Genomic DNA, 15222 nt, shown 5'->3' with positions numbered 1-15222 from the left:
GAGTCTCGATGAAAATCGCTCGTGTGGAAGCCTGGCCGGTGACGATGCGGCTTACTGAACCGTACACGATCACTTACGAGTCGATCGATACCGTTGACAATGTGTTCGTGCAACTCGTGACGGACGGCGGGATCGTCGGATTCGGCTGCGCCGCCCCGGCCGAGAGTGTTACGAACGAAACCGCTGACAGCGTCTTGAATACGTTCAAGGACATCATTGAACCGGCGTTACAAAATGCAAACCCCTTGTGGCTAGTACGCATTCTGGAAGAATTGCGTGATGAGTTGCGGTTGCACCCGTCGGCCAAGGCCGCGTTAGACATGGCGTTGTACGATCTGCTCGGAAAGACGGCGGGCGTGCCTGTCTGGCAACTGCTCGGCGGCTACCGAGAAAGCATTCCCACGAGCGTGACCATCGGCATTCTCTCGGAACGAGAGACCGTGGAACGTGCCCGCGATTGGGTTTCGCGGGGATTCCGTTGTCTGAAGGTGAAGGGGGGACTTGATGTGTCTTCGGATGCGGCCCGCCTGATCAAAGTTCGGGAAGCGGTCGGGCCAGAGATCGAGCTGCGTTACGATGCCAACCAAGGATACTCCGTTGACGAGACGATCGAGTTCATCCATCAAACCCGATCTTGCGGTCTTGAGTTAATCGAGCAACCAACGCCTTGCGACCAGCCGAGTTTATTGGGCCAAGTGACTCGGCAAACACCGCTGCCTGTGATGGCTGACGAGAGTTTGCTGACGCTACGAGACGCATTTCGTCTAGCACGTGACGGACTTGTGAATATGGTGAATATCAAACTGATGAAAGTCGGTGGGATTTCTGAGGCTTTGCAGGTCAACGCCGTTGCTCGTGCGGCCCGTCTGGACGTTATGGTCGGCTGCATGGATGAGTCCGCACTCGCCATCACGGCTGGTCTACATTTCGCACTGGCTCGCCCCAATGTGAAATACGCCGACCTCGATGGCCACCTCGGTCTCATTGGTGATCCCGCCGCCTCGGCCATCATACTCCGAGATGGGCAACTCTTTCCGCAAGACCGTCCTGGTTTCGGCGTTCAACTCCCATAAGTTCGCAGCAAGTTTGCGTGCTGACGTCGCGATGAATCGAGACGTTCCTTCTGTGTTCACAATGCAGACACTTAGGCATGAGGATTCGACAAACCTCGCTGCTATTCTTCAGGTGAATCGATGGAGGGGGTGCGAAGAATCTGCGTGCAGAGGGAATACGGGACGCCATGAATCGTGAACTCGAGTTCTCCATAGGCCGCCTTATATCCCTTGGTCGGAAGCGCTGTCGAGAAGTGATACTTGCCAGTTTTATCTGGTTGCGTGGTTACCTGAGACCACTGAGCATCTCGAAAGTCTCGGTCTTCCGATTCTGATGTCCACAAAGCAATGTTTTTTGCCGGTGAGGAACTTTGGATCTGAAGGTTAAGACTATCGTTGGTTTCGGAAAAATCCCAACTAAGTTTCGGCAACGGAGTTTGCGTCATCTGGTGCAATGTGAAGGCCGCAACTGTGCGAACAACTTTCTCGTGACCACCCTTCAGCCCATGCCCGGCATTCGGGATGTAAAGAATCCATTTGTCGCCTTGAAGATCGTCCCAGTAATTGTTGAGTGCATCGACAACCCAATAAGGATCGTTCGTGCCATTGATCAACAACTTCGGTCGCGTTAACTGCTTGCGATAGGTATAGGGGTCGACCCAGCCGAACAAAGGATTCTGAGGCTCTTCTTCGATCAGTTTGACAAGCCCTTTGCTGGTATAGTCTTTGATTTGCTCACTATATTTCCCCCAAACCTTGATCTGGTACTTGGTTTGTCGCGAAAAATTCAGTGTGTCGATGACCATCGGAGCGATGCCAATAACACGGGGTTCGACAACAGCAGTGAGCCAGGTTGTCCACCCCCGTTTTGAAGCTCCTGTGACGACGAACTTGTTTAACGTATGCCCGCTGCTTTCCTTCGAAAACTCGGCGGCGGCGTCAAGAGCACGAACGGCACTTTTCACCATGGGAAACAATAGCGGCCAACTCGCGTCGTGGGTGTCGAGATATTTCAAGAACGTTTCTGTGATCAAGTCATCTTCAAAGTGATCCCCTAATAATGGCTGATTGGGGACTTGTAGCAGCATTAAGCAACGAGCCCCGGTCAGTTGCGCCAACTGAGCACCGATGAGCCTGTCGCCGTCACGCAGTTCACTCCCTGTGCGGCCCCCTGTGATAAAGAGGATCGCATGCTCGGGGAATTTGAGTTCGGCCGGTTCAAACACCGCGAGGACATGATTCCAGACGATACCTTGCCAAGTTTGAGAAACGAGATTCAACGTGTGAAGCTGGCCACCGCCGTTCTCGAGTGTCTCCGACTTCACGAGATTCCAACGATAGCTCTTGTCTTCGGCGTTGACATATGTGTGGAGTGCCGTCGCTATGCCCTGATCTTCCGAAAGGAGGTCGCCCGTCCGGCAACAAATACACCACAAGAAAACGATCGTGATTACGGCTAAGGATTTTGCTGGCATATCGAGTCCGAAATACTTTCCTGCAAAATAGAACTATGGTCGATGCTTGGGAAAATGGAATTGTCAGTTTCAAAGAGGATGTCACAAGAAAGCTTGGCTCATTTTGCCGTGGTTTTGAGATCGATCGTTCCCAAGTCGATCGGATCGGTGCCGGCAACGGTTAATGTGAACTCGGATTTCTGCGGGTCGGAGTAGCGACCGTTCAACAGGTCGCCTGTATAACTTCTCGAGACCAAATTCATTTGACCGGCCTGAAAGGTCAATCGGTATTCGCCTTCGGGAACGCCGTCGCCGGTCTCGTACGTCGAGATTTGGAACTTACCACCTTCACCGGTCATGCAATGAGAAACGGAAGGGTGTTCCTGATCCATTCCCCCGACCGGATGTGTCGCGATTTTGACGGGGTTCGCGGGCACCTTCCCGTCGATGGTGACAACCCCCGACACCGGTGCTGTCGGTTTGCGATAGGGCTCGTCATCGCCTCCACAACCGATGCCCAGCAGCAAACAAGTCCCGACAGCCAGGCTTGTTATGCTTCTTTCAAGTCTCACACCCAGTAACGTCATCCTGTGGTCCTTGTCTTTCAATAATAACCATTCCACGAAGGCGAAACGATCAATTTCAAGCCAACCGAGATATGGTTGTGCAAGCACTTCCGTCGCCGATGATGCGTTAGAATTTTTCTGATGACAATGAAGTTTTCACTCACGCGAGCCGAGACATGTAATTGTCGTCAGAACTCATTGTCTCACGCAAACTGTTGAAACAAGAGTGACGTGTGACAGCCTAAATTAATAGTCTCCGACGACTTCTCCCTTGGCTCGGGTGATCAGACCGGCGAATGTCGACGATGCGACATTTTGAGAGATAAACCGTGCGGAGCCGTCAGTCATGAGGAACTGAGCTCCGCCGGGGTGAAAACTCATGAAGCCCGTGCTACGCATGTTCGTGCAATTGATGATGCAAGGGCCACCACCAGGGCTGCCGTCGGTCAGCGAACCTTCGGGCCAATGTTCGCCAAGTAAGAAGTCGCCCCAGGCTCCGCCTTGCGACGGTCCGAATGAAGATGTGAGAGCTTGGTCGACTTGTTTACCTCGGTAGACTTGATTCCCGCCAACGCGTTCACCGAGCAGAATGGTATTCGACGTGCCATCCTTCACATCACCGAATCGGTTACACTCGTTAGGTTCCGAGAGGACACCACCCCGTTGACCTCCGGCGTTTCCGGCATACGCAATACTAGCGAAAGTCCCGCGAACCCCACTGGATGCACAGTAGTCCGAACGAGCCGCTGTCCAAGTGAGATCGAAAGGCGGAATACCAGGTCCACCGGCATTTGCTGGCAGGGAGTAGTCATGGACGGCATCGCCGGGCGTCGATGGACACATGAAAGCGGGAAGCGGTGTCGCGATGACTTGCAAGTTCTGGGCAACCGCAGCCGGAGGAAAACCGGCGGCTGATGCTTCATTGAATGCCGGGACCTTGGAATCCCACTGATTCCACAAATTGCCCTGTTCGATAAAGGGAAGAATTTGTGTGCCCCAACTCGAAACGTTTAAATCGTTCCCCAACATGTAGGGGAAGGGAAACCTGTTATAGGTGTCATGATATTGATGCAACGCCAGTCCGAGTTGCTTGAGATTGTTTTTGCATTGGGTTCGTCGGGCAGCCTCTCGTGCTTGCTGGACAGCAGGCAATAAAAGGGCAATCAGAATGGCAATGATGGCGATCACCACCAGGAGCTCAATCAACGTGAATCCTCTACGGACCATCCCACAAGGTGTCTTTTGGCGACCCATCATGATTACTCCGAGACTACGTCAAAATTTGCAATGAGATTCAGCGGAACGCATGGTTTCATCGCCACCGAACATGTTGCGATTGGCCTTCACGATGACGTTCCGCGGAAGTCCTTCAAGAACTGATTGTTTGGTTGCGAATGCACTTCGAAAGTACCAATCTGTACGTGGTTCATCAAGAAAAACCTCTGCGTGTTCGCGAATTCTTTATAGTCGCGAGGGATTTCATCGATCCTTCACGCGATTGAGCCCCATAAGCTTAGGCATTGATCCGCCTTCCTGCATGACATGTGCCCGGCCAATTGAATGATCGCGATCCGCTCTCGCGGTAGTCACCGGACGTCTCAACGAAGGTTTCGAAATGCTGAGACGTTCTCCAGGAAAGCAGAACTCGCGTTGCGTTTTGTTATTCTCCTGAAAAGTTGTCAGTATGGAACTGCGACGTTCGATTGACGCTCGAATCACCGGCGATGATGATGGAATTCGTTTCTTTCGCCCGGTCCATGTTGCGGTCAGTAAATAACGATGAGTGATACCCTGATGAAATCGAACATGGCCATCACAATATTGATTGTCGCATTGACGACCAACCTGACGGTCGGCAGTGCAACCGCACAGGATACTGGGACCAAGAAGAAGGTCGCACGTCGATCTCAACAGACGAAATACCTGGAAACCGGGGGCGAGCGTAAACTCGAAATCGCCTACAAGAGCATCGCCGGACGAGACTTGAAGCTGGACTTGTACTATCCGACCACCAATCGCTCCGAAAAGTGTCCCGTGATCGTCTTCACACACGGAGGGGGATGGGCGGCCGGCAGTCGATACAAGGCAGCGAGCGGATCCTTTGGGATTGTGTTCGAGCAATTGATTCAACAAGGCTTCGCCGTGGCGCCAGTCTCCTATCGTTTAGCGAAGAAGGGCAGCAACGTCGCGATACGGGATTGCGTCATCGACTGTAAAGACGCCGTCCGCTACCTTGCGAAGAACAGCGAATCGCTCGGGATCGACCCAATGCGTATGTTTGTGATGGGTGACTCTGCAGGCGGCCACATCGCTCAAATGCTTTTGTTGGCATCACCAGATCAATTACCCGGCGATGCTGCTCTTTCCAAAGTCTCCTACCGCATGGCGGCTGGCGTCTCGTGGTATGGCCCGTGCGATTTCGAAAAGATCGACTTGTTCAACCATGACGACCAAGCCAATTTTCGTGACCGGTTCGAAGCTCGAATTATGGGATCCGATTCCGGCGTCAAGGATAAGCAAACTCGGTACCGGGAAATCAGTCCGATCAACTATCTCAGCAAAGACAGCCCGCCACTGCTGATGATTCAGGGAGACAAAGATACGACCATTCCCGTCAAGCACGCCTATCACATGAAGAAGAAAGCCGACGCGGTCGGGGCACCGGTCGAAGTCATGATCGTCAAAAACTCCGGCCACAATTGGCGTCGAGTCGATGCGGATATCGAACCGCCTCGTGAGACAATCATCGAACGCACGGTGCAATTCTTCGTCGATCAGAACTCGCTACAACACTAAGTGATCGCTGTTATGAATCCGATTATCCAACCGCTCTTACGTATCCTGCTGGCATTAGCCTGTTTGCAGTCGCAAACCGCGATAGCGACAGAACCGCCGTATGATGGCAGCTGGGAATCACTTCAGAAGATGCCAGTCCCCGCGTGGTTTGATGATGGCAAGGTCGGCATCTTTATTCACTGGGGACCGTACAGCGTTATCGGCTACCGCAAGGGGGGCCGTGGCTATTCCGAGCATGTCCCGAAAATGATCTATGCGGATCCCACGCACTACTATCCGTGGATGAAAGAACGCTGGGGAGCGACCCCGCCGGAGTTCGGCTACAAAGACATTGTCTCTGAGTTCAAAGCCGAGAAATGGGACCCTGAAGCGTGGGCGAAACTTTTCGCGGACGTCGGTTTCAAGTATTGCGTGATGACTGCGGAACATCACGACGGTTGGGCGAACTGGGACTCCGATCTCACGCCGTGGAATGCGATGGATAAAGGTCCCAAACGGGACTTGGTCGGCGATCTTGGAAAAGCCTTGAAGAAACACGGACTGAAGTTCGCACCGTCGTATCACCGCGAGCGACATGATACCTTCTTTGCAAAGAAGCTTTATGTCATCGACGCCGAACCTCAAGATGATATCGCCGAAGAGATTCGCCGAGTGCCGGAAGCGGCATCGTTGTATGGTCCGTTTGGACTGTCAAAAGAGTTTGTCGACGACTATGTGGCTCGCTGGAAAGAGATTCAGACGAAGTATCAGCCGGACTTCTTGTGGATTGACGATATCCCGATCTGGACGCGAGACGGCAACCAGGTGCTAGCAGGTCAGGCGAAGCCGGAAGTTCAATACTTCTATGATCAATGTCGCCTCATGATCACCGACTTTATGAATGACGGAGCTGCACGCGGGGCGAAAGTCTATGTCAACAATAAGGGCGGCAACCGCAATTGGCCGGATGGAGTCGGCTGTCTCGAAAAAGATAATCTCAAACTCAAAGTGATCGGTCCGAAGTGGGAGAGTTGCACGACGTTTGGAACGTCCTTCGGTTATCTCGAAGGTGATCGCTATAAGAGTATTGAAAGCGTGATTCACGAGATGATCGAAGTCATCAGCCGCAACGGGAACTTCCTCGTGAACATCGGGCCGAAGTCGGACGGGACGATTCCCGAGCCTCAGATGGAACGTCTGATGGCAATGAAGGAGTGGTTGGAAATCAATGGAGAAGCCATCTACGGCACTCGGTACTGGAAAGTGAGCGAGCAGAAGAATGAACATCTCGCGTTCACAACGAAAGGCAAGACGCTGTACGCGATCAAACTCAAGGAACCGACGTCCCCGTTTACGATCGAAGACGCGGCTCACTTCTGGAAGTCAGGGATCAAATCCGTGCAATTGTTGGGCCACCCGTATCACGCCGCAGTGGATTGGTCGATCGGCCCCAACGGACTCGACATCCAACCTCCACGGAAACTCGGGAAAAGTCAATACGCATGGGTCTTTAAGGTTGTCACCAATCGTGATCAGCATGTTCCCAATGTGATCCAGACGGACGCTTCGAAGGCACTCAGCGGGACGAAAGAAGTTGATCTCGAAGGTCATGATCCGGGAGCGATATCAAATCTACTGGGTTCATCGGTCGTGATCGAAACCACGGACGAAGCGAATGGCTTCCGGCGGCTGGTTCCGCGAAAATCGGATTACACGGTGATCGCAAATCGCAGGACGAACAATGATCCGATTGCGCTACTGACAGATGGGCAACTCATGGAAGGAATCGGCCCGGTCTTCTCGAATGATGTTCGCAATGGCATCTACAAAATGGACCTGGGCGTTGTACGTCCTGTCTCGGCGATCACCAGTTGGTCACACAATTGGAAGGGGATTCGCGGCTCTCAACAAATTGTTCTGTATGGCAGCGATGCCAAGAAAGACCCGGGCTGGAATCTGAAGAAGTATGTTACGCTCGGCACTATCGACACGGTCAGTAAGCCTCAGGCAAAATTCACAGCGGCATCCCTCCGCGCGGACGATGGGAAGTCATTGGGGAAATTTCGTTGGATCGTCTGGGCGGTTTCGCCGGTGGTCCGAAACGGTATCGCCGAGAACACGGCCTTTCAGGAACTAGCCGTTGAAGTCGGAGAGCCTTCCCCATGAAAGCGGTTACAACATCCATTCCAAGTTATCGCGGAAACCGAGGCATGTCAGAACAAAAGGTTGTGAGTCGTATTGATGCGTTATTGATCGTGGCATTTCTGACCGCAACGACAACTGTCATGGCCAAGGATTCCGCTACATCAACACTCGGACTTGCCCCACCGAAAGGAGCGGTCGTTCTGTTTGATGGCTCAAACTTCGACGCCTGGACGCCGTTCTCGTGGCAGTGGATCAATCCAAACAATGACCAAAAAGAAATTCAGTGGAAGCTGGTCGATGATGATGCGATGGAGATCGCTTTTGAGTTCGAGGGGAAGCGACGGAAACAGTTTCTATGCACAAAGCAAAAGTTCGGCAGTTATCGACTGCACTTAGAATTTCGCTGTCCCCAGGGAAACGACGGCAACAGCGGTGTCTTCTTCGGCCCGCTTTATGAACTGCAGATTCTCAACAGCGAAGACAAGAAAAGCCCAGGCATGGGCGACTGCGGTGCGATCTATCAGATTCGTGTTCCTGATGTGAATGCTGCCCTCGGTCCGGAAGTCTGGCAAACGGTCGACCTTGAGTATCAAGCTGCAAAGATCGGTCGGAACGGGTTTATGACTGAGCAGGGAGCCGCCCGCGTCACGGTTCGACTCAACGGCAAACTGATTCATGATGACTTCAAACTGTCATTACGTCGGAATAAGTACGCCGCGTTCCCTGAAGAGCCGACCTCACCCATCGTCCTGCAGGAGCACGGTTCGAAAGTGCAGTTTCGAAACATCTGGATACTTGAGAAACCAACTGAAGACAAGCAGAAGAAGTAGGCATCGTCGATACTCAAGACACTCACTTAACTGTCCGAACGGGTTCTGGGCTTACTACTCGACGCTAGACGCTGGCAAGTTGTTTCATCGTCCAGTCGGAGCGATCGACGAGCACGGCTGGCCTTTGGAATCGTGGAGCAGCGATACTCCCGTGCCTCAGCCTTTTCCGGTCAGTGTCTATAGCAAAGGTAAAGAGATCACCGGTGGAGTGTTCCCAGCATGGGGGTCGATTTCGAACGACCAGGAAGAGGCGATGGCCGACACGATACGAGCCTATTAGGCCGACGAACAACTGAGCCGAAAGCACAGGAATCGACAGTAGATATGCAATCACTCAAACCCAGCATCGCATCTGTGATGGGCATCGTTCTTGTCACCGCACCTCCTGTAGTTGCTACCGACGCGCTGGCAACCACCAAACCCAATATCGTCTTTATCTTCGTTGACGACCAAGGCTACTACGATCTCGGGTGCTATGGCGCGACTGAAGTCAAGACACCGCGGATTGATGCAATGGCCGATGAGGGGATCCGGTTCACGGATTACTACGCGGCTGCTCCCATTTGCAGTCCGTCGCGGGCTGGACTGTTGACGGGGTGTTATCCAAGGCGAGTTGGCAATCATATCTGGGTGCATCGCGCTGACTCGGCGTCAGGAATTCATCCTAGCGAACTGACTCTCGCGGAGTTGTTCCAACAGAACGGCTACGCCACTGCCTGCATCGGCAAATGGCATTTAGGATTCCAAGAGCCGTTCCTGCCACGCAACCAGGGATTCGATCACTACTTCGGTTTGCTGCACAATCTGGACCCGGTTGAGGTCGTGTATTTCGGCGACAAGGGTGTTCCTTTGATGCGAAATGACACGATTGTTAAGCGTCCCGCCGACCCGGCGGAATTGACGAAGCTCTACACCGACGAAGCCATCGCCTTTATGGAGAAGAACGCGAGGAAGCCGTTCTTCCTCTATCTGCCGCACACGATGTTGCACAATCCGCTTGGCGTCAGTGAAGAATTCCGAGGGACTTCGAATTGGGGAGAATATGGCGACGCGATCCAGGAACTCGATCACAATGTTGGTCGCCTGTTTGACTCACTGAAGCGGCTCGACATCCAAGACAATACCATCGTTGTTTATGCGTCCGATAACGGCCGAGGCCCTGGTCGTACGCCGCAACAGAAAATTCGTGGACGTAAGCTCTCGACGTACGAAGGCGGCATTCGTGTACCGGCCATCGCATGGGGACCAGGTATCGGGCTGCAGACGGGCTTGGAGTCAGCGGCGGTGATTCGCGCGATGGACTGGTACCCATCGCTCGCAACGCTGGCCGGGATCAAGATTCCCGAAGGTCGCGTCATCGACGGTCGCGACGTCAGTCCTTTACTGAAGGGGGAATCCGCAGTTGTTCCAGCTCCGGGCCTGAAAAAATCGCTGAATGCGGAAGTGCCTTTGCGTCGTCGCTGGGATCCGCCTGGAGAATGGGAACCGCTGATCAAACGCTGGGAGTACAACGACGCGTTCTTCTATCATGGCAGCCAAGGTGCGCTGGCGGCGGTGCGTTGGCAGAACTGGAAGCTTTACTTGAATCCCAGTCTTCAACTTTACGACCTGTCGAAAGACCCAGGCGAATCGACTCTTATCCGCAATGGCGCCGTGATTCGCAAATTGCGTGGCATGGCGATTCTGTTTCAGGAAGAGATGCGGCTTGATGCCCGAGCGGCAGGACAGGCGACGCCCCGTCGAACTGATGGCAAAACCGAGATTCCAGGGGAGATCATTGATCGGCTGCACAGCAAGCTGGATGTGACCTTCGCCCGCTATGGCGATCGCACACTCGAGATGGATATCTACCGCCCAAAGGACAATTGGGGAACTCTGCCAGCCATCGTGTGCATTCACGGTGGCGGTTGGCGTAAAGGCCAGAAGCTGCACTTCCGCAATGTCGCACAGGCCCTGGCCGCGAGAGGTTTCGTGACGGCCTCGATTGACTATCGCCTCAGCGGCGAGGCTCCGTTCCCGGCACACATTCACGACTGCAAGGCCGCCGTAAGATTCCTGCGAGCGAATGCCCTGGAGTACGGCATCGCCCCGGACAGGATCGGCGCGATTGGCCATTCCGCCGGCGGTCACCTGGCTGCTTTGCTGGCAACGTCGGCAGGCGTGCAGGAACTCGAAGGCGATGGCGGCAATGCAGAAGTGAGCAGCGTCATTCAAGCGGTCATCCCGATGGGCGGACAAACGGATTTCCTGTCCGATCGCAATCGAAAGATCTCAAGCGAAAAGGAGATTTGGCAACAGTTCCTCGGCGGTTCACAGCAAGAAATACCCGAGACTTATCGACTCGCATCTCCGCTGGTCCACGTCGATAAGACGGACCCGCCCTGCTGGATCATCACGGGTGAAAACGACGATCCCAGTACCCACGCTGATCAGTTTCGTGCACGTCTGAAACTGCTGGGCATTCAATCGGAGCTGACTGTGATCAAGGATGCTCCGCATGCGTTTCTGACAAACCAAGCCTGGTTTGACGAGGCGATGCAAATCGCTGATACGTTTTTCACGAACACATTGAAATAGGTGTGATTCGCCTCGTTATCGTGGAGACCAGGCTACAATAACCTATCAAAACGAAATGAAAGGTTATTTCGACAAAGCGGATGCCTGCATCCTGAAGTGAAACTCGAATCACAACGCGGTCATCTACCGGGACTCGAGAGGTACGAAAAACGCATCTAACAGTGATCCCTACTCCCTACAAACGTTGGCTTATTCGGGAAGTTTGGGATCGTAGATCAGTAGCTCCGGTCGCGAACAGAACGGTGATGCCGGCAGACCTTCGCGGTTATAGAGATTGCAGTTCTCCGGATTGACGGTGTAGGCATAACGAACTGCGATCGGTGATGCGACTTCGTCGGAAGTGACGACAACTTTCTTGCCATCGATCTTGGCTTTCGCTGGATGCCAGTTACCGGATGAATCCAGGATCTCAGAATACGCCAGTTCTGCTTCCGGAGTCTCGTACGGTTTCGCAAGGCCGTCTTTCTCAGCGACCATCAAACCGCTCTCGGCATGCCTGAAGTGCAGAATGACCTTGCCTCCTTGGACCTCCTGTCGTTCAAACATCGGACCACTGAACGGGATTGCCCGACCATAGTCCTTCGCCAAGGCCCAACTAGTCAGTCGCTCGCCGACATCAATTTTGTTCGGTGGATGAATCCCGGCACCATCGAGGTCCACAGTCACCACCATGCCCGTATGCGGAAGATCGGTGGCGAGTCGCTGCTGTTCCCGCAGATAAGGCCAGCCTTCCCCAGCACCGCTGCCAGGAAGTTGCACAAAATAGACCCGCAACTTCTCGTTCCCAAATGCCTGACGCCAGCCATTGATCATCGCTCGCATCTTGTGCTGGTAGTCGCGGGGATCTTCTTGCACGCCACTGTTGGATTCCCCCTGATACCAGATTGCTCCTCGGACTGCGAACCGGCTGATTGGCTCGAGACGAGAATGGAATAGCCGTCCCGGTAACCAGTTGGCATCGCGGGCGCGAACTCCGCCGGGTAACTTCCAGATTCCTTCGAGGTACTCCCGGTCACCGAGTTCCAGCTCCTTCTTAAGAGTCGGATGGGAAGCAAAAGCGGACCGCGGAATAAACGGTTCGATCGGAGTTCCGCCGCGTGAGGAATCGATTACGCCAATGGGAATGTTCAACTCGGCATGCAGTCGTCGCGCAAAATAGAACGCCACACCCGAAAAGCCTGAGACTGTTCTCGGACTGCATACGTTCCAGTTTGCTTTCTGCCGCAGATCTTTCAGCGGTTCACGACTCTCGGGTTCATTGATGCGGCAGAATCGCAATTGAGGCAGTTCAGCAGCCGCAATATCCATCGCAACGGTATCGAGCTGCTTCGCCATCGCCCCAACGGTCATCGCCATGTTTGACTGACCGCTCGCATGCCAGACCTCTCCCACGAGGACATCGTTGATAACAATGTGCTGGTCGCCGCACTTGACATGCAAGGGCCTTCCTTCGGCATTGGCTTTCAAGGGCTTGAAGCTGACGGACCATACGCCATTCTCACTGGCTACTGCTGCCACTCTTTGATCAGCGAACGAGACTTTCACTATGTTGTCCGCGTCCGCCCAGCCCCAAACCTGAATCGGCTGATCCCGTTGCAGAACCATGTGGTCCGAGAAAATGCCAGCCAAACGAAGCTCGGCCGACGCTTCACGAACTCCCACAGCGAGAAAAGCGATCGCGGTGATCAGGTAGAGACAGCGTGTCATTCGGTTCATTGAATGATTGCTCCCAATCATGTCGACCGCCACTTCAGGGTCTTGGATTCACCATTCCATGGATGTTGAGGATCGGTGGTGTGAGTTGTGAGAGTAACGCCGTTCGCAGTGAGTCTCGCCGTCGTCCACCCGGTCGTCGACTGCTTGGGATCGGCGACATATGACGTCGCGGGCGTGTTGAGGATGTGAATACCCTGATGCTCCGCGTAACTGCGGTCATGGATGTGTCCGTGAATGTAGGCCTTGACCCACTTGCGTGGTCCGATGATTTTCCAGAGTTCTTGCGAGTCGATCAGCCCGCCGGGAAAGTGCAGTGGATCACCGCCAAGACGCGGATTGTGGTGCGTCATGATAATCGCTGGCTTCGTCTTCAGCCTGTCGAGGGCAGCAGCCAGCCATTTCAGTTGCGATTCCCCAATTGTGCCTGGTGTGACCATCGTCTTTTGCAAAGAATCGAGCAAGAAGAAGTTGGCGTGTTGCGTTTCGACGACGGCAATATGTCGTGACTCAACAGGCGGGGTCTTCGGTCGTTGCTCGCGCAGGATTTCGTAGAACACTTCCCGATGATCGTGGTTGCCGAGCGTAAGATGAGTCTCGATCCCCGCATCCTGAAGCGGACGAATCAGTTTGCCAAAATGCTGATAGTCTCCTGGTCGGCCATCCTTGAGGGCCAGATCGCCATTGATAAGCACACACGCCGGTTTCGTCGGTCGATTCACCAATTCCGTGACGATCTGACGCAGGTGGCTCGGGACAGGTGAATTTGGCGGGTGCTTCTCGCCAATATGCGTGTCGTTCAGCAGATAAACCAGATCGGACTCGACTTCCGGAGTCTTGGCAGCGTTCGCGTCGCGTCCGTACAACAACACGCTCGCGCCAGCAGCTTGCAGGAAACGCCTGCGATTCAACGTGGCCAGATGGATTGGCATGATTAACGACTTTCGTGGGAATGTCTCAGGATTATTGGCGCCGTTATCATAACATCATGCCTGTCGCATTCTCAAAGTGATTGGCCAGCAAGGCGGATTGGCCTTAACCGCAAATTCACAACGAGAACACCGAACGCGATCGGTCTCGACGGATTCAACAATCCAAGAGTCACACTGCGTGCATTGGATTAACGCTTGGCTCAGCAGCCGCTCGCCTCATCGTAGATGTATTCTCCGCCGCCAGGATCGAGATACGTCATACCATACTTGGCATCGGCGATCTGATTGGCCTCCCTTCCTGGCACCGATGCTGGCCAACTCCGTTTGGAGAATATTAAACTCCGTTTGGAGAATATTAAACTCCGTTTGGAGAATATTAGCGGTTGCGGTGGGTAGAAATGTGGTTGTGTTGTTCCCTGATCTTCCCGCAGGTGTTGCCTTCCATGATCCAACCGGGGAAGCCCTTGATTGCTCTGGCGTAGACGTTGGACCGGGCAGCCGAAAGCGGTTGCGGTTTCCGCCCCTTCCACTTCGTCGGCCCTCCGTTCGTCCGCCAGGGCGACAGAACGTGAAGCGATTTTGTCCGCACAATATTTGCACGGCTGGCCGCAGGAAACACTGTCCGGCTAAGAGTCTCAACGAAAAAACGCCTCACGGTTTTCCGTGAAACGTTAGACGTAAAGCCTTTGAAATCAACATCTAAAGCGGAGAGAGGGGGATTCACCTGAGGGGGTTGCGTAAGGTCCAGCGTGCAAGCGGGTTATGACGACAAGCTGTTACACAGCTCGGACTTGCAATCAACCGTCTGTTTTCGTTTGTGGTCTTGCTTTCTCGCCCTTTGTCATTTGTTTTGTCCCAATGGGACGAACGATCATTGCGGCAGATATCTCCTTCTGGAGGTATCTCGATGACGAATTCGTCAGACGTTCAATCCACAAACCAAAGCAGCCCTTTACGCGTCCTAATCCCCGCACGGGTAAGTGATCCGCGTCCGGGAAAACAGGATGAACGGTCGGTAACCGATCAAGATGATTTGATTCGAAGTTGGATTGATCAAAACATTCCGGAGCCATGCGAAATCGAAGTTTTCGCTAGCTCCGGGCGAGGCGAATGGTTGGACCGCGCGGAGTTCATCGAGCTTTGTGATAAGGTTGCGACCCGCCAGTACGATCTCGTTG

The 15222-nt window shown here is 53.7% G+C and carries 12 protein-coding genes; 6 read left to right on the top strand and 6 right to left on the bottom strand.

The features are described from left to right. Positions 1–8: 8 nt before the first annotated feature. Positions 9–1073 carry a mandelate racemase/muconate lactonizing enzyme family protein gene (locus AC5DDB_RS17130; RefSeq protein ID WP_491740967.1) on the top strand — a complete coding sequence of 355 codons (1065 nt, stop codon included), beginning with the start codon at positions 9–11 and terminating at the stop codon, positions 1071–1073. A gap of 101 nt (positions 1074–1174) precedes the next feature. Here the strand turns inward: AC5DDB_RS17130 and AC5DDB_RS17125 are convergent, their stop codons facing one another. The 3 genes from AC5DDB_RS17125 to AC5DDB_RS17115 form a co-directional block, all read right to left on the bottom strand. Next, positions 1175–2527 carry a PhoPQ-activated pathogenicity-related family protein gene (locus tag AC5DDB_RS17125; protein WP_491740966.1) on the bottom strand — a complete coding sequence of 451 codons (1353 nt, stop codon included), beginning with the start codon at positions 2525–2527 and terminating at the stop codon, positions 1175–1177. Between the two features lie 98 nt (positions 2528–2625). Further along, complete coding sequence (locus tag AC5DDB_RS17120; protein WP_491740965.1) at positions 2626–3093, bottom strand: hypothetical protein; 468 nt, start codon at positions 3091–3093, stop codon at positions 2626–2628. Positions 3094–3318: 225 nt separating this feature from the next. Further along, positions 3319–4299, bottom strand: a complete 981-nt coding sequence (locus tag AC5DDB_RS17115) for a DUF1559 domain-containing protein (RefSeq protein ID WP_491741160.1) — start codon at positions 4297–4299, stop codon at positions 3319–3321. A 579-nt stretch (positions 4300–4878) separates the two neighbouring features. On the opposite strand from AC5DDB_RS17115, the gene AC5DDB_RS17110 reads away from it, so the two are divergent. From AC5DDB_RS17110 to AC5DDB_RS17090, 5 genes are all read left to right on the top strand, one after another. After that, positions 4879–5868 carry an alpha/beta hydrolase fold domain-containing protein gene (locus tag AC5DDB_RS17110; protein ID WP_491740964.1) on the top strand — a complete coding sequence of 330 codons (990 nt, stop codon included), beginning with the start codon at positions 4879–4881 and terminating at the stop codon, positions 5866–5868. A gap of 12 nt (positions 5869–5880) precedes the next feature. Next, positions 5881–8013: an alpha-L-fucosidase gene (locus AC5DDB_RS17105; protein WP_491740963.1), complete on the top strand. Its 2133-nt coding sequence runs from the start codon at positions 5881–5883 to the stop codon at positions 8011–8013. Positions 8014–8057: 44 nt separating this feature from the next. Further along, complete coding sequence (locus AC5DDB_RS17100; RefSeq protein WP_491740962.1) at positions 8058–8822, top strand: 3-keto-disaccharide hydrolase; 765 nt, start codon at positions 8058–8060, stop codon at positions 8820–8822. Between the two features lie 151 nt (positions 8823–8973). Continuing rightward, entirely contained in the window at positions 8974–9102 is a 129-nt protein-coding gene (locus AC5DDB_RS17095) for a hypothetical protein (RefSeq protein ID WP_491740961.1), read from the top strand. 44 nt (positions 9103–9146) lie between these two features. Next, a complete protein-coding gene (locus AC5DDB_RS17090; RefSeq protein ID WP_491740960.1) occupies positions 9147–11399 on the top strand; it encodes an alpha/beta fold hydrolase in 2253 nt (750 codons plus the stop codon). 189 nt (positions 11400–11588) lie between these two features. Here AC5DDB_RS17090 and AC5DDB_RS17085 read toward each other — a convergent pair whose 3' ends face one another. The 3 genes from AC5DDB_RS17085 to AC5DDB_RS17075 all read right to left on the bottom strand — a co-directional run. Beyond that, positions 11589–13115: a sialate O-acetylesterase gene (locus AC5DDB_RS17085; RefSeq protein ID WP_491740959.1), complete on the bottom strand. Its 1527-nt coding sequence runs from the start codon at positions 13113–13115 to the stop codon at positions 11589–11591. A 17-nt stretch (positions 13116–13132) separates the two neighbouring features. Further along, positions 13133–14044 (bottom strand): metallophosphoesterase family protein, encoded by a 912-nt coding sequence (locus tag AC5DDB_RS17080; RefSeq protein ID WP_491740958.1) that lies wholly within the window; start codon positions 14042–14044, stop codon positions 13133–13135. Positions 14045–15005: 961 nt separating this feature from the next. After that, positions 15006–15222 (bottom strand): hypothetical protein (locus AC5DDB_RS17075; protein ID WP_491740957.1); only part of this gene is annotated, 217 nt, incomplete at its 5' end.

The sequence above is a fragment of the Thalassoroseus sp. genome, assembly GCF_984380535.1.
The sequence above is the reverse complement of the archived record's forward strand: the minus strand, read 5'-3'. Positions and strand labels throughout refer to the sequence as shown.

What these genes read in the sequence shown, in the direction of transcription:
- AC5DDB_RS17130 (WP_491740967.1), top strand. Translation starts at nt 9, where the DNA reads ATGAAAATCGCTCGTGTGGAAGCCTGGCCGGTGACGATGCGGCTTACT.
- AC5DDB_RS17125 (WP_491740966.1), bottom strand. Translation starts at nt 2,527, where the DNA reads ATGCCAGCAAAATCCTTAGCCGTAATCACGATCGTTTTCTTGTGGTGT.
- AC5DDB_RS17120 (WP_491740965.1), bottom strand. Translation starts at nt 3,093, where the DNA reads ATGACGTTACTGGGTGTGAGACTTGAAAGAAGCATAACAAGCCTGGCT.
- AC5DDB_RS17115 (WP_491741160.1), bottom strand. Translation starts at nt 4,299, where the DNA reads ATGGTCCGTAGAGGATTCACGTTGATTGAGCTCCTGGTGGTGATCGCC.
- AC5DDB_RS17110 (WP_491740964.1), top strand. Translation starts at nt 4,879, where the DNA reads ATGGCCATCACAATATTGATTGTCGCATTGACGACCAACCTGACGGTC.
- AC5DDB_RS17105 (WP_491740963.1), top strand. Translation starts at nt 5,881, where the DNA reads ATGAATCCGATTATCCAACCGCTCTTACGTATCCTGCTGGCATTAGCC.
- AC5DDB_RS17100 (WP_491740962.1), top strand. Translation starts at nt 8,058, where the DNA reads ATGTCAGAACAAAAGGTTGTGAGTCGTATTGATGCGTTATTGATCGTG.
- AC5DDB_RS17090 (WP_491740960.1), top strand. Translation starts at nt 9,147, where the DNA reads ATGCAATCACTCAAACCCAGCATCGCATCTGTGATGGGCATCGTTCTT.
- AC5DDB_RS17085 (WP_491740959.1), bottom strand. Translation starts at nt 13,115, where the DNA reads ATGAACCGAATGACACGCTGTCTCTACCTGATCACCGCGATCGCTTTT.
- AC5DDB_RS17080 (WP_491740958.1), bottom strand. Translation starts at nt 14,044, where the DNA reads ATGCCAATCCATCTGGCCACGTTGAATCGCAGGCGTTTCCTGCAAGCT.